Genomic DNA, 15,236 nt, shown 5'->3' on the forward strand with positions numbered 1-15,236 from the left:
CTGAGGTGATGAGAGTTCTGTCCTGCTCACCACCGCGGGCGCTGTAAGCAGAAGGTGCCGCGAACGCTTGGCATCGGGGGGCCGATGCGCCTCATCGCTCCGCTGCGGCGGTTTTGTTGTGGACGCGAGTGTATACAGTTTGTCGGTCCGGGCGCGGGTCGCGCGCGGGCCGCCAAGGGTTATCACTGACATGCCAAGGCTGGCTGCAATAAGCATGCCGCCGGAGCGGCCCACCGACGTGGCGGACGAACGCGGCACGACCCGCCAGGGCGGGCGTGCCGCCTCAGCCTGCCGCGTCCGCCAGGGCCGCTTCGGCCGGCGCAACCGGCGCGGCATAACGGCGCACCAGCGCCAGCAGCTCGTCCTCGCCGTAGGGCTTGCCGAGGTAGTGGTCCACGCCCAGCGCCTGCGCATGCTCGCGGTGCTTGCCCGCAATGCGCGAGGTGATCATGACCACCGGCAGGTCGGCCAGTTGCGTGTCGGCGCGGATGTTGCGCACCAGGTCGAAGCCGTCCATGCGCGGCATCTCGATGTCCGACAGCACCAGCGCGGGCCGCTCGCCCTGCAGCAGTTCCAGCGCCTGCAGGCCGTCGGCGGCCAGCGCCACCCGCCAGCCTTCGCGCTGCAGCAGGCGCTGCGTCACGCGGCGCACGGTGATGGAGTCGTCCACCACCATCACGAGCGGTACCTGGGCCGCCGTGCGGCCCGGCTGGCCGGCGGCATCGGGCGCGGGCAGGTCCGCGGCCAGGCGCTGGCGCCGCCGCGCCTGCCCGCCGTGCAACGTGCCGAGCACCACCGGGTTGTGGATCATCACCACGGCGCCGGAGGCGAGCACGGTGATGCCCACCAGGCCCGGCACGCGCGCGAGCTGCGGCCCCAGGTTCTTGACCACCACTTCCTGGCTGCCGAGCACCTCGTCCACATGCAGCAGCACGCGCTGGGCGGCGCTGCGCACCACCACCAGGGTGTTGGCGCGGCCGGGTGGCTGCTCACTGGCGTCGGAGGCCTGCAGCAGCGCACCCGCCCAGTAGAAGGGCAGGCGCTCCCCGCCGTAGCCGCTGTGCGCCTCGGCATAGGCCTGGGCCAGCTCGGCGGCGCCGGCGCGTTGCACCAGTTCGACCAGGCTGGCGGGCACGCCGAAGGTCAACCCGCCCGCGCGCAGCATCACCACCTGCGTGACGGCCGTCGTCAGCGGCAGCACCAGGCGGAACTCGGTGCCCTGCCCCGCCGTGCTGCGGGTCTCGATGCGGCCGCCCAGGGCCGTCACCTCGGCGCGCACCACGTCCATGCCGATGCCGCGCCCGGCCAGTTCCGAGACCTCGGTCGCGGTGGTGAAGCCGGGACGGAAGACCAGCTCGGCCAGTGCCCGCTCGTCCAGCGCCGCGCCGGGCTCGATCAGCCCCTGTGCCTCGGCGCGGTCGCGGATGCGCTCGGCCCGCAGGCCACCGCCGTCGTCGGCGAAGCGGATGGCGATGTCGTTGCCGTCCTGGCGCATCTCCACGCGCAGTTGGCCGGTGGCCGGCTTGCCGGCGCGCTCGCGCTCCGCGGGCGGCTCGATGCCATGGACCAGGGCATTGCGCAGCAGATGCTCGAAGGCCGGCGCGATGCGGTCGAGCACGCCGCGGTCCATCTCCACCTCGCCGCCGAGCAGGTCGAGGTGCACCGGCTTGCCCGTTTCCTTGGACGCCTGGCGCACCACGCGGTACAGCCGCTCGGCCAGGTTGTCGAAGGCCACCATGCGCGTGCGCAGCAGCGAGCGCTGCAGCTCGCGCGTCTGGCGCGCCTGGGTCTGCAGGCCGTCCTCGGCCACCTGCACGGTGCGCTGCAGCGTACGGTGCACGGCGGCGACGTCGTCCACCGACTCGGCCATCATGCGCGTCAGCTCCTGCACCCGGGTGAAGCGGTCGAACTCCAGCGGGTCGAAGCCCTGCGCATCGCGCGACTGCATCTGGCGCGACTGCATCTGGCTTTCGGCCTGCACCTCCAGGTCGCGCAGCTGCTGGCGCAGGCGCTGCAGGTTGCCGGTGAGTTCGCCCAGGGCGCCGCGCAGTTGCTCGACCGAGGCCTCGACACGGCCACGGGTGATGGTCACCTCGCCGGCCTCGGCCATCAACCTGTCGAGCAGTTGGGCGCGGATGCGCACCACGGCCCCGGCCCCCGGGGTGGCGGCCAGCGCTGCGGCGGGCTGGGCAGCCGCGAGCGCGGCGTCGAGGCCGGCGGGACGCGGCACCTCGTCCGGCATGTCGCCGGCCGCCACCGCCTCGGCGGCCGACGCCAGCGGCGCGGAGGCATCGCCGGTCTGGATGCGCAGCGCCGGCGCGCTGTGCTCGGCCGCGACGGAATCGGCCGCCAGTTGCTGGCGCCGCGCCTCGTCGGCCGAATCGGCGGCGCGGAGCTGGTCGAAATCGGCCTGCAGCACGTCCAGCCGGCCCAGGGCCTGCTCCAGCGCTTCGCGCACGGTGTCGCCCAGGCCCAGCGGCTCCAGCGCCGATTCCATCTGGTGGGCGCGCTGGCCCAGGCGCATCGCCCCCGCCAGCCGGGCGCTGCCCTTGAGGGTGTGCAGGGCCCGCAGCACCTGTGCGCGGGCGTCGCCGTCGTCCGGCTGCGCGGCCCAGGCGCGCAGCGCACGGCTGAGGGCGGGCAGCAGTTCGGCCGCCTCCTCCTCGAAGATGGGAAAGAGCTCGTGGTCGACGGCGTCCTGCACCGCGCCGAGTTCGTCCTCGGGCTCCAGCGCGACATCGGGCCCGGGCGCCGAAGCCGGCCCCAGCGTGGATGCCGGGGTGGGGGCGGGCAGTTCGAGCAGGGCGCGCAGCCGCTCGGGCAGGCCGGCGTTCGGGGCCTTGACGAAGCCGGCCGCGAACTGGTGCAGCAGCCGGCGGATGTCTTGCGCAGCCTCGACGAGCACGGCCGCCTGGGCCGCGCCCGCGCGGTGTTCGCCCTGCAGGTGCTGCAGCGCGTTCTCCACCAGCCGCGCGAGTTCGGACAGCAGCGCGAAGCCGACGGTGGCCGAACTGCCGGCCAGCGAATGCGCCGCGGCAATCGCCTCGTCGGGCAGGCGCGTGCCCGGCGAGGGGGCCCAGGCCGCCAGCCGTTCGACCAGCTGGCGCGACCATTCGTCGGCCTCGCTCAGGTAGACGTTGTAGAGCGCCAGCGGAATGCGCAGTCCGCCGACCAGCCGCACGTCGTCGCCCGCGACGGGCGCCGGGGCTTCCTGAGGCGGTGGCGTGGCCGGCGCTGCGTCGTCCTGCACCGGGTCGGGGGCTGCGTCGTCGGCCATCGGCGGCTCGCCAGCCGCGGGCTCGGGCGGCACCATCGACAGCTCGAAATCCACACCGTAGTCCGAGGACAGCGGCACCGAGTCCTCGGCCGGCTCAGCCTGCGTGGTGCGCTCGAAGTCGGCGAGCGCGGCATCGGCCTCGGACTCGTCCTCCTCGCGGCGCATCGGGGCCGGCAGCGTAGGCGGCTCGTCGAAGGCGAACTCGGCCTCCATGCGGGTGTGGCCGAAGCTGGCAGGCGCCGGGATCGGCGGGCGCGGCGGCGGATCGGGCAGCAGGAAGTCGAGGTCGGCCGGCTGGGTCGGGCCGCCCAGATCCAGCTCGGGCAGCAGGTCGGGATCTTCCACGGGCGCCGGCAGCGGCTCCAGCGGGGCCGGCAACGTGGTGGCCTCGAAGTCGGGCTCGAAGACCGGCAAGGGGGGCAGCGCCTCGGCCGCCGGGGGCGGCTCGGCCGGTGCAGGCGGCGCCCATACCGGCGCGGGCGCGGGCGTCGTCGCACGGACCGGCGGCACCGGGTCTGCGGACTCGGGCGCCGCAGCCAGCGCACGCATCGGCGCCAGCCAGGGCGCGCTGGCAGGCAGCGTGCGGCCCTCGGCGATGGCGTCGATCCATGCGGCAAAGCCGGGCAGCGCGACTTCGGTCGCCGACATCAGCGCCGGGTCGGCACGGCGCTGCTCGGCCAGCCAGGTGTTGAGCACCTGCTCGCAGGCCCAGGCGGCGTCGCCGAATTCGGTCAGCCCCACCATGCGGGCACTGCCCTTGAGCGTGTGGAAGGCCCGGCGCAGCACCGTGAGTTCGTCGCCGCTGCCCGGCGGCTCGGCCAGCGAGCGCAAGGCGGCGCGGGCGGACTGCAGCACCTCGCGGGCCTCGTCCAGGAAGATGGCGCGCAGGTCGTCCTCGTCCAGCTCGGCCACGTCCATGCCCGGAGGCGATGCCGCCTCGGCGGGTGCCACGGATGGCGGCGACGCGGTCGGCCAGGTCTCGGCGGCGCGGCTGAATTCCTCGAGGGCCGGCGCCACGGGCGTGCCCACCTCGGCCAGGCGCTGGGCGATCTGCGCGTCCACGGCGCGGGCGCTGTCGATCACCTCGGCCGGCAGCTCGTCGCGCGGCGGCACCACGGGCGCCGGCGCGCCCTGGCGGCCCATGAGGGGATCGAGCCGGCCGGCGGCCTCGTCGAACACGAAGAGCCGCCGCGCCAGCGCCGGCTGGTAGGCCAGCATGTCGATCAGGAAGCCGAGTGCGCCCAGGTTGTGGCCCAGGCGCTCGACGCCCGGTGCACCGGGCGCGATGGCACCCTGGCCGGCGCCGTCGGCCAGCAGTTGCTCCACGTCCTCGCGCATGCGTTGCACGGCGCGCGCAGCCTGGTCCAGGCCCAGCACCGACAGGACGCCGCGCATCTGCGTGAGCTGGGCCGGCACGGCGCGCAGCACGCTGCCGTCGCCTGGCCGGCGGAAGAACTGGTCGAGCGATTTCTCCAGCTCGCCCAGGTGGGCGCGCAGTTCGTCGACCACGGTGCCGAGGCTCTGGCGATCGCTCACGCGGTGGTAGAGCGCCTCCATCCAGGGCGCCAGTGGCTCGGAAGGCGCGCCGCGCCGCGCGCGCTCGATGCGGCCGGCCAGTTGCACGATGCGCTCGGCCAGTTCGCGGTTCTGCGGATCGAGGTCGTCGAAGGCGGCCTCCATGTGCAGCAGCGCGGTGGCCACTTCGAGCGCCAGTTCGGTCGACGGCGGCACGCCGCGGTGGATGACCTCGCCCAGCACCTGGTCGAAGGCCTGCACCAGCGGCGCGGCGGCCGGGTACAGCGCCATCAGCGATTCGCCCAGCTGCGCGAAGCTGTCGGCAGCGGGGCGCAGGCGGTTGAGGTCGCCCTCGGAGATGGCGGACCAGCATTCCTTGGCGGCCTCGGCGCGACGGCGGGCCTGCGCCAGCACCGCCGGATCGAAGCGGCCGAAGCGGCGCTGCTCGTAATCCACCGGATCGCCGCGGCCCAGGCCCCAGGCGCGGCGCACGGTCGTCAGCAGCGGCAGGGGGGCCGGCGGGGGCACCGGCACGCGCGCCTGGGCGCAGAAGAAGAGCAGGTCCTGCCCCAGCCGGTCGGCCACGGGCGCCGTGCCGCGGGCCAGGGCGGCGTACTGCAGCATCACCCTCGAGGCGGTGCGGCGCACGTACGCATCGGCCACCAGCACGCTGGCTCCGAGGGCCTCGAAGAAGGCACCGGACAGCAGCCAGAAGCCGGCGGGCGGCGTGCCGGGCGGCTGCCCGGCCATCAGGCGCAGGCACAGCGCGGCCAGGCGGCGGGCCGACTCGGCATTGCCGCTCTTGACCACCTGGAGCAGGTCGCGGTCGAGCCCGGCGCGCACCGGTGCATCGAGCACCAGCGGCGGCACACCCTCGGGCCGGGGCAGTGCGGGCCAGGACCACGGCTCGGGCCACAGGTCGGCGGGGTGGATGCGGTCGGCACCCGCCAGCTCCAGCATGTCGCGGTAATGCGGGAACAGCCCCAGCACCGGCGCCGGACGGCCGGCCATGAGGCGGGCCAGGAAGTCGGCCAGCGCGAAGCCGGCCCGCTCGATGGCGGCCGTCGAGGCATCGGTCTGCAGCGCCGGCTCGCGCTGCAGCCGCTGCACGGCCCATTCCATGCCCGATGCCAGCCGCCCTGCCCCGCCCTGCCCCACCAGCTGCAGCGCGCCCGCCGCCTGATGCAGGTGATGGACCGCCGCCTGCAGATCGGCCTCGTCGCCCGCCTGCCCCGGCGCACGCCCCAGCTGATGCCGGTGCATCGCCTTGGCCGCGTTCTCCAGCGACTTGCGCACCTCGCCATGCACCCAGGCCAGGGGGCCGAGGTCGGTGGTGGCGCCGTCCATCGCCGATGTGCCGCTCGCGTGAGGTGCGTTCATGCGTTCACTCCGGCAAGCCCAACCTGGCGCGCGGCGCCAGCGCCAGCAACCGCCACTGGCTTCCCGTTCGAATGGCCGCGGAGCAGGCCAAGCGGGAACATCCGCGGAACCGGCTTTGCCGGGCCGCTGGAGAGGTCTTGCAGACCGCGCTGCGCCAGTGGCGCAGCCCCTCGCCAGTCGGGCCTGGTCCACTGGACCAGGCCCGTACGGGCCCGGCCCCCTTGAGGGGGGAGGCGAAGCGCGAAGCGCGCAGCCTGGGGGTGTTCCATATCACGCGATCTTGAAGCGCGCGACCGATTGGCGCAGCTCCTCGGCCATCTGCGAGAGCTCGCGCACCTGCCGTGCCGTGGCGCGGGTGCCTTCGCCGGTCTGCTCGGTCACGGCAAAGATGTGCTGGATGCTCGCGGCCACGACGTTGGCCGATTCGGCCTCGCGCGAGGCCGACTGCGAGATCTCCTCGATCAGCTCGGCCAGGCGGCGCGACACGCGGTCGATCTCGGACAGCGCCGTGCCCGCGTTGTCGGACAGCCGCGCGCCCTCGACCACGCCCTGCGTGGAGCGCTCCATGGCGCCCACGGCGTCCTGCGTGTCGGTCTGGATCGCCTTGACCAGCGCGGCGATCTGGCGCGTGGCGTCGCCCGAGCGTTCGGCCAGCCGCTGCACCTCCTCGGCCACCACCGAGAAGCCGCGCCCCGCCTCGCCGGCCGAGGCGGCCTGGATGGCGGCGTTCAGGGCCAGCACGTTGGTCTGCTCGGTGATGTCCGAGATCAGCTCGGTGATCTCGCCGATCTCCTGCGAGGACTCGCCCAGCCGCTTGATGCGCTTGGCCGTGTCCTGGATCTGGTCGCGGATCGCGTTCATGCCGCCGATGGTGTTCTGCACCGCCGACAGGCCCGATTCCGCCGCCTGCAGCGACTGGCGCGCCACCGCGGCCGACTCCTGCGCCTGCGCCGACACGCCGTTGATGCGCGCGGCCATGCTCAGCACCGACTGGCCGGTCTCGCGGATCTCGCGCAGCTGCTCGGTCGAGGCGGCCAGCAGCTCGGTCGAGGTCTGGTCGACTTGGCCCGTGGTGTGGGCCACGCGGGTGGCCGTGTTCTGCACGTTGCCCACCAGCAGCCGCAGCTCCTCGACGGTGTAGTTCACCGAGTCGGCGATGGCGCCGGTGATGTCCTCGGTCACGGTGGCCTGCTGCGTGAGGTCGCCCTCGGCCACGGTCTGCAGCTCGTTCATCAGCCGCAGGATGGCGCTCTGGTTGGCGCTGTTGACGCGGTTGGATTCGCGGGCCTGCTCCTCGGCCTGCTGGCGATCGCGCTCGGCGGCGGCCGCGCGCTGGCGACCTTCGCGCACCTGCAGCCAGCCGATGGCGGCGGCCAGGCCCAGCGCCGCCAGCGACAGCAGGACCAGCAGCGCCAGTTCCTCGAAGCCCAGGCCGGTGCGCGACTGCAGGCGCGTCTGCAGCTCGCCCAGGGCGCGGCGCAGGGGCTCGCTGTCGGCCAGCACGGCCGCCTGCGCCTCGCGCGCGGCCACCACGCCCTGCAGGTTCTCCAGCACGGCGCGGGCCTGGGCCTGGTTCTGCTGATGGCTGGCCAGGAGGGCGTTGAGCGACTCGCGCGCCGCGGGGTCGCGCAACGGCGACAGGCCCAGCGAGGCGCTGCCGTCCTGCAGGCCACGCACCAGCTCCTCGAAGCGGGTCATGTCCTTGCCGAGCAGGAACACCGCGTCGGGGCTCACGCCCTCGACGGTCAGGAATTCGCTGGCCGACTTGCCGATGCGCTGGGTGAGCATCGCCAACTGGCTCGCCGCCTGCGCCTCGGCCGGCGAGGCGCCGCGCAGGGCGGCGGTGGCCACGGTCTGTGCGGCGTCCAGCTGGTCGGCCGACTGGCGGGCGATGCCGCGCAGGCCCGCGCCCACCTCGATCAGCACCTTCTGCTGGCCCAGCACCACCTTGGCACCGGCTTCGGCCCGCGCCGCCAGCGGCTGGATGCGGGCCAGGATCTCGGCATCGGCGGCGCCCAACGGCGACAGGCCCAGTTCGTCGTCGCCACGCGCCAGGCCGGCGACCCGCCGCGTGAGGTCGTCCGTGCTGTCGCGCAGCTCGGCGAAGGCGGGCACCGTGCCGACGAGGGCCTGCGACACCGACTTGGCCAGCCGCTGCGACTGCATCAGCGCCTGGCCGGCCGAAGCCAGCTGCTGCGAGACACGGTCCGCGCGCACGGCCGTCCAGCCGGCGGCCGCCAGCAGCATCAGCACGAGCAGGGCCAGCAGGGCGATGAGCCAGCGCTGGCGCACGGCGGGCATGCGGCCGGCCGCGGCCGGTGCAGCGGCAGGGCGGAGCGCATCGGCCTTCGCCGCGGCGGCCGGCGGCCGTGGCTCCAGTCCCGCGGGCCGCGTCTCGGTGCGGCGTGCGGCGGCAGCCGGCGCCGGCCCGGGCGAATCGGCGCCGATCACGGTGGCCGGCTGGTCCAGGTCCGCGACGCCGGGGTCGCGGCCTGGCAGGTACTTCTTGAGCGTATCGACGATCGGGGTCACGGTCGGTCCTTCGGAACGGAGACGGCGGCGCGGATCGTCACGCCGCGATGTGCAGGAAGGCGGGATCGGCCGCCAACGCCTGCAGGTCGAGCACCTGCCAGGCCCGGCCCTCGCCGTCGGCCAGGCAGGCGCCCAGCCAGGGCGGGCGCACCGCCTCGGCATGCAGCACGCCGGTGAAGGCGCTGCCGCTGCGCAGGCCGGCCAGCGCATCGACCCGCAGCGCGGCGTTGACGCCCAGTGCTTCGCCCAGCGCCACCAGGTGCGACCCCTCCTCGCCCGGCTGGCCCGCCTCGGCGGGCAGGGGCGAGTCGGCCAGCCAGTGGGCCAGCCGGATCACGCCGCACAGCCGTCCGCGCAGGTTGGCCACGCCGAGGAACCAGGGCTTGACGTAGGGAACGGGCTGCGGCGCCGCGGCCGGAAATATCTCGCCGGCCTGCGGCAGCGGCAGCAGGCAGGCACGGCCACCGGCCTGGACCGCCAGCCACTGTGCCGCCATCGGACGCGCCTGGGCGGCCTGCAGCCGCTCGGCCAGGCGGGCCTGGAAGGCGCGCAGGGACTCACGCTGCGCCATGGGCCACCCGGACGCGGATGCGTGCGCGCCACCGCTGCCCGCCCGGGGCGGCAGCACGGTCGGCAGCGGAGGGGCCAGCGGGACGCATGGGGCCGCCTCAGTCCAGCGCGCGGATCTTGGCGAGCAACTCGTCGGCCTGCACGGGTTTGACGATGTAGTCGCGCGCCCCCTGGCGCAGGCCCCACACACGGTCGGTCTCCTGGCCCTTGCTGCTGCACATGATCACCGGCACCTGGGCGAAGCGCGGATCGCGCATCAGGCTGCGGGTGAACTGGAAACCGTTCTGCCCCGGCATGACGATGTCCATCAGGATCAGGTCGGGCAGGCCGATCTCCAGGTGCCGCATCGCGGCCTCGGCGTTCTCGGCGGTGCGCACGGCAAAGCCGTTGCGCTGCAGCAGGTCCGACAGGAATACCAGCTCGGTGCGGGAGTCGTCGACGACGAGCACGCTGCGGATGGTCATGGGCGGTGTTCTCTCGTGCCTGCGCGCAGGGCGGCGCAGGCCATCATGTCGCGGATGGCGCCGGGGCGGTGCCGTCGCCGCCGAACTGCCGCACGGCCTGCAGCAGCTGGTCCTTGGTGAAGGGTTTGGTCAGGTAGTCCTGCGAGCCCACCATGCGCCCGCGGGCCTTGTCGAAGACGCCGTCGCGCGAGGAAAGCATGACCACCGGCACATGGCTGAACTGGGCATTGCGCTTGATGATGGCGCAGGTCTGGTAGCCGTCCAGCCGGGGCATCAGGATGTCGCAGAAAATCAGCTGCGGCTGGTGGTCGTTCACCTTCGAAAGCGCGTCGTAGCCGTCCTCGGCCAGCAGCACCTCGTGGCCGCCCTGCTTGAGGAAGATCTCGGCACTGCGCCGGATCGTGTTGCTGTCGTCGATCACCAGCACCTTGAAACCCGATCCGTTCGCACTCATCGCCATCCTCTTGTCTTGGCCGCCGGCCGCACTGCGCGGCCGCGGCAACCGGGCGGTGCCGTCGCCGCGAGGCTCAGATCTCGACCATTTCGAAATCTTCCTTGCGCGCGCCGCACTCCGGGCAGGTCCAGTTCATCGGAACATCGGCCCAGGCCGTGCCCGGGGCAATACCATCGTCGGGCCAACCTGCCGCTTCGTCGTAGATCCACCCGCAAATCAGGCACATCCAGGTTTTCGTATTCATCGCAGCTTACGGGCCTCGTTCAAATAATGCAACAATTGTATCTAGACGTCACCCCTTTTGACGTTGTCAAAAGGACCCGTGACATGCTTCCGCGCAGCGCCCGCCCATTCATGCAGAGACCCGGCATCCGGGCCCTCGAGGCAGCGCAACCGGGCGATGTTAACGAAGGTGACGCAGCGGGAGATGACCCTGCGCAGTCCCCGCTTCTTCCCGCCGAAGAGCTGCGCCAGCCCTGCGTGCTGGTCTTCAACGCCGGCGACGCCAGCGGCGCCACGGGCCTGAGCGCGGACGCGCTGTCGGTGGCTTCGGTAGGCGCCCACATGCTGGGGGTGACCACCGGCGTCTATGTGCGCGACACCGCCGAGGTCTTCGACCATGTGGCGCTGGACGAGGAGCACGTGGCCGAGCAGGCCCGCGCCATCCTGGAGGACGTGCCCGTGCAGGCCATCAAGGTGGGTTTTGCCGGCAGTCCCGACAACCTGAGCCTGGTGGCCGAGATCGCCTCCGACTATCCCGAAGTGCCCGTGGTGGCCTACATGCCCAACCTGTCGTGGTGGGAGGACGAGCCGATCGACAGCTACCTGGACGCCTTCCGCGACCTCGTGCTGCCGCAGACGGCCGTGCTGGTGGGCAACCAGGGCACGCTGCGCCGCTGGCTGCTGCCCGACTGGGACGGCGACCGCCCGCCCACGCCGCGCGACATCGCCCGCGCGGCCGGCGAACTGGGCGTGTCGTACACGCTGGTGACCGGCATCCTGCGGCCCGACGGCTGGATGGAGAACGTCCTGGCGTCGCCCCAGTCCACGGTGCTGAGCGAGAAATACGAACGGCTCGATGCCGTCTTCGCCGGTGCCGGCGAGACGCTGTCGGCCGCGCTGGCCGCCCTGCTGGCCACCGGCGCCGACCTGAGCTCGGCCACCGCGGAGGCCTTGGCCTACATGGACCGCAGCCTGGACGCGGGCTTCCGCCCCGGCATGGGCCAGGTGCTGCCCGACCGCCTGTTCTGGGCCCAGCCCGACGACGACGACGAAGAGGAGGACGACGGCCTGGACCGGGCCGACTTCGCCCTGCCTCCCCATGACACGCGGCATTGAATGCCACCCCTCCCATGACCATCGACACCAATCTCCAGCTCTTCGACCGTGCCCGCGCCGTGATCCCGGGCGGCGTCAATTCGCCCGTGCGCGCCTTCCGTGCCGTCGGCGGCACGCCCCGCTTCATCGCCCGCGCCCAGGGCCCCTACATGTGGGACGCTGCCGGCCAGCGCTACATCGACTACATCGGCTCCTGGGGCCCCATGATCCTGGGCCATGGCCATCCGGCCGTGGTCGAGGCCGTGCAGCGCGCGGTGGCCGAGGGCTTTTCCTTCGGCGCGCCGACCGAGCGCGAGATCGAGCTGGCCGAGGCCATCCTGGCGCTGATGCCGTCGATGGAGATGGTGCGGCTGGTGAGCTCCGGCACCGAGGCCGCCATGAGTGCCCTGCGCCTGGCGCGCGGCGCCACCGGCCGGCGCCACATCGTCAAGTTCGAGGGCTGCTACCACGGCCATGCCGACGCGCTGCTGGTCAAGGCCGGCTCGGGCCTGGCCACCTTCGGCAACCCCACCTCCGCCGGCGTGCCGGCCGAGGTGGTGCAGCACACGCTGGTGCTCGAATACAACAACATCGCCCAGCTCGAAGAGGCCTTCGCGCTGCACGGCCACGACATCGCCTGCGTGATGATCGAGGCCATCGCCGGCAACATGAACTTCGTGCGGGCCACGCCCGAGTTCGCCCGCCGCTGCCGCGAGCTGTGCACCCAGCATGGCGCGCTGCTGGTGTTCGACGAGGTGATGACGGGCTTTCGCGTCGGCCTGCACGGCGCGCAGGGCGTGCTGGGCATCACGCCCGACCTCACGGTGCTGGGCAAGGTGATCGGCGGCGGCATGCCGCTGGCGGCCTTCGGCGGGCCGCGCGCCATCATGGAGCAGCTGGCGCCGCTGGGCCCGGTCTACCAGGCCGGCACGCTGTCGGGCAATCCGGTGGCCACGGCCTGCGGCCTGGCCACGCTCAAGGAGATCGCCCGCCCCGGCTTCTACGAGACCCTGTCGGCCAAGACCCGCGCCTTGGCCGAAGGCCTGCGCCACGCCGCGGCTGATGCCGGCGTGCCTTTCAGCGCCGATTGCGAAGGCGGCATGTTCGGTTTCTTCCTGCTGCCCGCGCTGCCGCAGAACTACGGCAAGGTGATGACCAGCGACGGCGCGAAGTTCAACGCCCTGTTCCACGGCCTGCTCGACCGCGGCGTGTACATCGCGCCGGCGCTGTACGAGGCCGGCTTCGTGAGCGCCGCCCATGCGGCCGAGGACATCTCCGCCACCATCGAGGCGGCGCGCGAGGTGTTCAAGACGCTGGGCTGAGCGCCGGCAGCCGGCGGCGCCGCGTCAGCGACTGGCCGGCCGCTGCGCCAGCACCCACTGCGCCATCAGCCGCGCATCGGCCTCGCCGATCTGCGGATGGCGCGGCATGATCACCCGCCCCCAGTCGCCGACGCTGCCCTCGCGGATCTTGCGCGCGAGCAGCGCCACGGCCTCGGGGTTGTCCGCATGCCGGGCCGCGATGGCCTGCCAGCCCGGGCCCACCGCCTTGCGCTCGGCCAGGTGGCAGCGCATGCAGTCGCTGGCCTGCACCAGCGTGTAGCCCTCTGCCACCGGCCCCGTGGCGGCCACGGGCGGCTTGAACACATAGCCGCGCAGGATGAGCCAGCCGGTGATCAGCATGCCGGCCGCGGACATCGCCACGAACAGCGCCAGCAGCACCAGCAGCCAGCGCGGGCGCCGGGGCGGCGCCTCGTCTTCCGTCGCCCCCGGGCGGCCCGTCGCGCCCATCAGTGGCGGAAGTGGCGCACGCCGCTGAACACCATGGCCACGCCACGCTCGTCGGCGGCGTCGATCACTTCCTTGTCGCGCATCGAGCCGCCGGGCTGGATGACGCAGGTGGCGCCGTGGTCGATCACCACGTCCAGGCCGTCGCGGAAGGGGAAGAAGGCGTCGCTCGCCACCGCCGAGCCGGCCAGCGACAGACCGGCATGCTCGGCCTTGATGCTGGCGATGCGGGCGGAGTCGAGGCGACTCATCTGGCCGGCGCCCACGCCCAGCGTCATGCCGCCCTGGCAGAAGACGATGGCATTGCTCTTGACGAACTTGGCGACCTTCCAGGCGAAGAGCAGGTCCTGCAGCTCGGCGTCGGTGGGCTGCTTCTTCGTCACGACCTTGAGGTCGGACAGTTGCAGTTCATGGTTGTCGGCGGTCTGGATCAGCAGGCCCGAGCCCACGCGCTTGACGTCCTGCGCATTGAGGCCGCGCGCCCAGGCGCTGGCGCCGTCGCGCTTGATGCCGTCGAGCGAGATCTGCAGCACGCGCACATTGGGCTTGGTCTTGAGCAGCTCCAGCGCATCGGGGCTGAAGGCGGGCGCCATCAGCACCTCGACGAACTGCTTGCCCACGGCCTGGGCCGTGCCGGCATCCACCGGCGTGTTGAAGGCGATGATGCCGCCGAAGGCCGAGGTGGGGTCGGTCTTGAAGGCCTTGCCGTAGGCCTCGCCCGCGTCGGCACCGATGGCCACGCCGCAGGGGTTGGCATGCTTGACGATCACGCAGGCCGGCACGTCGAAGCTCTTGACGCATTCCCACGCCGCATCGGCATCGGCGATGTTGTTGTAGCTCAGTTCCTTGCCCTGCAGCTGCTTGGCCGTCACCAGCGAGCCAGGCGCGGGATACAGGTCGCGATAGAAGGCCGCGGCCTGGTGCGGGTTCTCGCCGTAGCGCAGGTCCTGCACCTTGACGAAGCGGCCGTTGCTCTGCGCCGGGAAGGCGCTGCGCTGCGGCACCGGCTGCCCCGCGCTGGCCTCGAAGTCGACCGACGACAGCCAGTCGCTGATGGCGGCGTCGTAGTTGCTGATGCGGTTGAAGGCGGCGACGGAGAAGCCGAACTTGGTCTTGTCGCTGATGCGGCCGTGGACCTTGAGTTCTTCCAGCGCCGCGCTGTACTGGCTGGCGTCGGTCAGCACCGCGACGTCCTTCCAGTTCTTGGCGGCGCTACGCACCATGGCCGGGCCGCCGATGTCGATGTTCTCGATGGCGTCTTCCAGCGTGCAGCCGGCCTTGGCCACCGTGGCCTCGAAGGGATAGAGGTTGACCACCAGCAGGTCGATGGTGGCGATGCCGTGCTCGGCCAGTGCGGCCATATGGGCCGGCAGGTCGCGGCGGGCCAGCAGGCCGCCGTGGATCTTCGGGTGGAGCGTCTTCACGCGGCCGTCGAGCATCTCGGGAAAGCCCGTGTGGTCGGCCACCTCGGTGACGGGCAGGCCGGCCTCGGCCAGCAGCTTGGCGGTGCCGCCGGTGGACAGCAGCTGGACGCCCAGCGCATGCAGCCCCTGGGCGAGGTCGAGGACGCCGGTCTTGTCGGAAACGGAAATGAGTGCGGTCAGTGCCATGGGGATGCCAGTCGGGTCTGGGGCTTCGTTGGAATTCGGTTCACTTGGCGAGCTTGTGCTCGAGCAGCTTCTTGCGCAGGGTGTTGCGGTTCAGGCCCAGCCACTGGGCGGCGCGCGACTGGTTGCCCTCGGCGCGGTCCATGACCACCTCCAGCAGCGGCTTTTCGACGGCACGCACCAGCATGTCGTGCAGGCCGTCCGGCTCGGTGCCGCGCAGGTCGCGGAAGTAGTCTTCGAGGCTGGATTTCACGCACTCCTCGATCGTGTGTTTGCTCATGTCGTCGTTCGTTCGATGTGTCTTGTGACGGCGCCCGATCCCCCGCGCGCCGC

The 15,236-nt window shown here is 72.5% G+C and carries 11 protein-coding genes; 2 read left to right on the top strand and 9 right to left on the bottom strand.

Annotation, left to right across the window (positions count from 1 at the left end; genetic code table 11):
- Window positions 1-283: 283 nt before the first annotated feature.
- The 6 genes from KBC94_RS17295 to KBC94_RS17320 all read right to left on the bottom strand — a co-directional run bounded on the left by KBC94_RS17295 (window position 284) and on the right by KBC94_RS17320 (window position 10,436).
- Window positions 284-6,172, bottom strand: coding sequence for an Hpt domain-containing protein (locus KBC94_RS17295; protein WP_294372810.1), 5,889 nt, complete (start codon window positions 6,170-6,172; stop codon window positions 284-286).
- A 270-nt stretch (window positions 6,173-6,442) separates the two neighbouring features.
- A complete protein-coding gene (locus KBC94_RS17300; protein ID WP_294372925.1) occupies window positions 6,443-8,473 on the bottom strand; it encodes a methyl-accepting chemotaxis protein in 2,031 nt (676 codons plus the stop codon).
- Window positions 8,474-8,741: 268 nt separating this feature from the next.
- Window positions 8,742-9,275, bottom strand: coding sequence for a chemotaxis protein CheW (locus tag KBC94_RS17305; protein ID WP_294372813.1), 534 nt, complete (start codon window positions 9,273-9,275; stop codon window positions 8,742-8,744).
- Window positions 9,276-9,372: 97 nt separating this feature from the next.
- The gene (locus KBC94_RS17310; protein WP_294372817.1) at window positions 9,373-9,738 is read right to left on the bottom strand and encodes a response regulator; all 366 of its coding nucleotides are present in this window, start codon (window positions 9,736-9,738) and stop codon (window positions 9,373-9,375) included.
- Window positions 9,739-9,781: 43 nt separating this feature from the next.
- On the bottom strand, window positions 9,782-10,192 hold the full coding sequence (locus KBC94_RS17315) for a response regulator (protein WP_017757129.1): 411 nt from the start codon (window positions 10,190-10,192) through the stop codon (window positions 9,782-9,784).
- Window positions 10,193-10,265: 73 nt separating this feature from the next.
- Entirely contained in the window at window positions 10,266-10,436 is a 171-nt protein-coding gene (locus tag KBC94_RS17320) for a rubredoxin (protein ID WP_043113757.1), read from the bottom strand.
- Between the two features lie 221 nt (window positions 10,437-10,657).
- Between KBC94_RS17320 and KBC94_RS17325 the strand changes: the two genes are divergently transcribed.
- Together KBC94_RS17325 and hemL are read left to right on the top strand one after the other, a co-directional pair.
- Window positions 10,658-11,530, top strand: coding sequence for a bifunctional hydroxymethylpyrimidine kinase/phosphomethylpyrimidine kinase (locus KBC94_RS17325; RefSeq protein ID WP_294372927.1), 873 nt, complete (start codon window positions 10,658-10,660; stop codon window positions 11,528-11,530).
- A gap of 14 nt (window positions 11,531-11,544) precedes the next feature.
- Complete coding sequence (gene hemL / locus KBC94_RS17330) at window positions 11,545-12,831, top strand: glutamate-1-semialdehyde 2,1-aminomutase (protein ID WP_294372824.1); 1,287 nt, start codon at window positions 11,545-11,547, stop codon at window positions 12,829-12,831.
- A 24-nt stretch (window positions 12,832-12,855) separates the two neighbouring features.
- Here hemL and KBC94_RS17335 read toward each other — a convergent pair whose 3' ends face one another.
- From KBC94_RS17335 to KBC94_RS17345, 3 genes are read right to left on the bottom strand one after another with little or no spacing between them, the layout of a single operon-like run.
- Window positions 12,856-13,299, bottom strand: a complete 444-nt coding sequence (locus tag KBC94_RS17335; protein ID WP_294372827.1) for a c-type cytochrome — start codon at window positions 13,297-13,299, stop codon at window positions 12,856-12,858.
- Window positions 13,299-14,906, bottom strand: a complete 1,608-nt coding sequence (gene purH, locus KBC94_RS17340) for a bifunctional phosphoribosylaminoimidazolecarboxamide formyltransferase/IMP cyclohydrolase (RefSeq protein WP_294372829.1) — start codon at window positions 14,904-14,906, stop codon at window positions 13,299-13,301. Before purH ends, KBC94_RS17335 begins: the two co-directional genes overlap by 1 nt.
- Before the next feature lie 40 nt (window positions 14,907-14,946).
- A complete protein-coding gene (locus KBC94_RS17345; RefSeq protein ID WP_076509440.1) occupies window positions 14,947-15,183 on the bottom strand; it encodes a helix-turn-helix domain-containing protein in 237 nt (78 codons plus the stop codon).
- Window positions 15,184-15,236 lie beyond the last annotated feature (53 nt).

It is taken from the genome of Pseudacidovorax sp. (genome assembly GCF_017991995.1).
GTDB lineage: Bacteria > Pseudomonadota > Gammaproteobacteria > Burkholderiales > Burkholderiaceae_C > Xenophilus.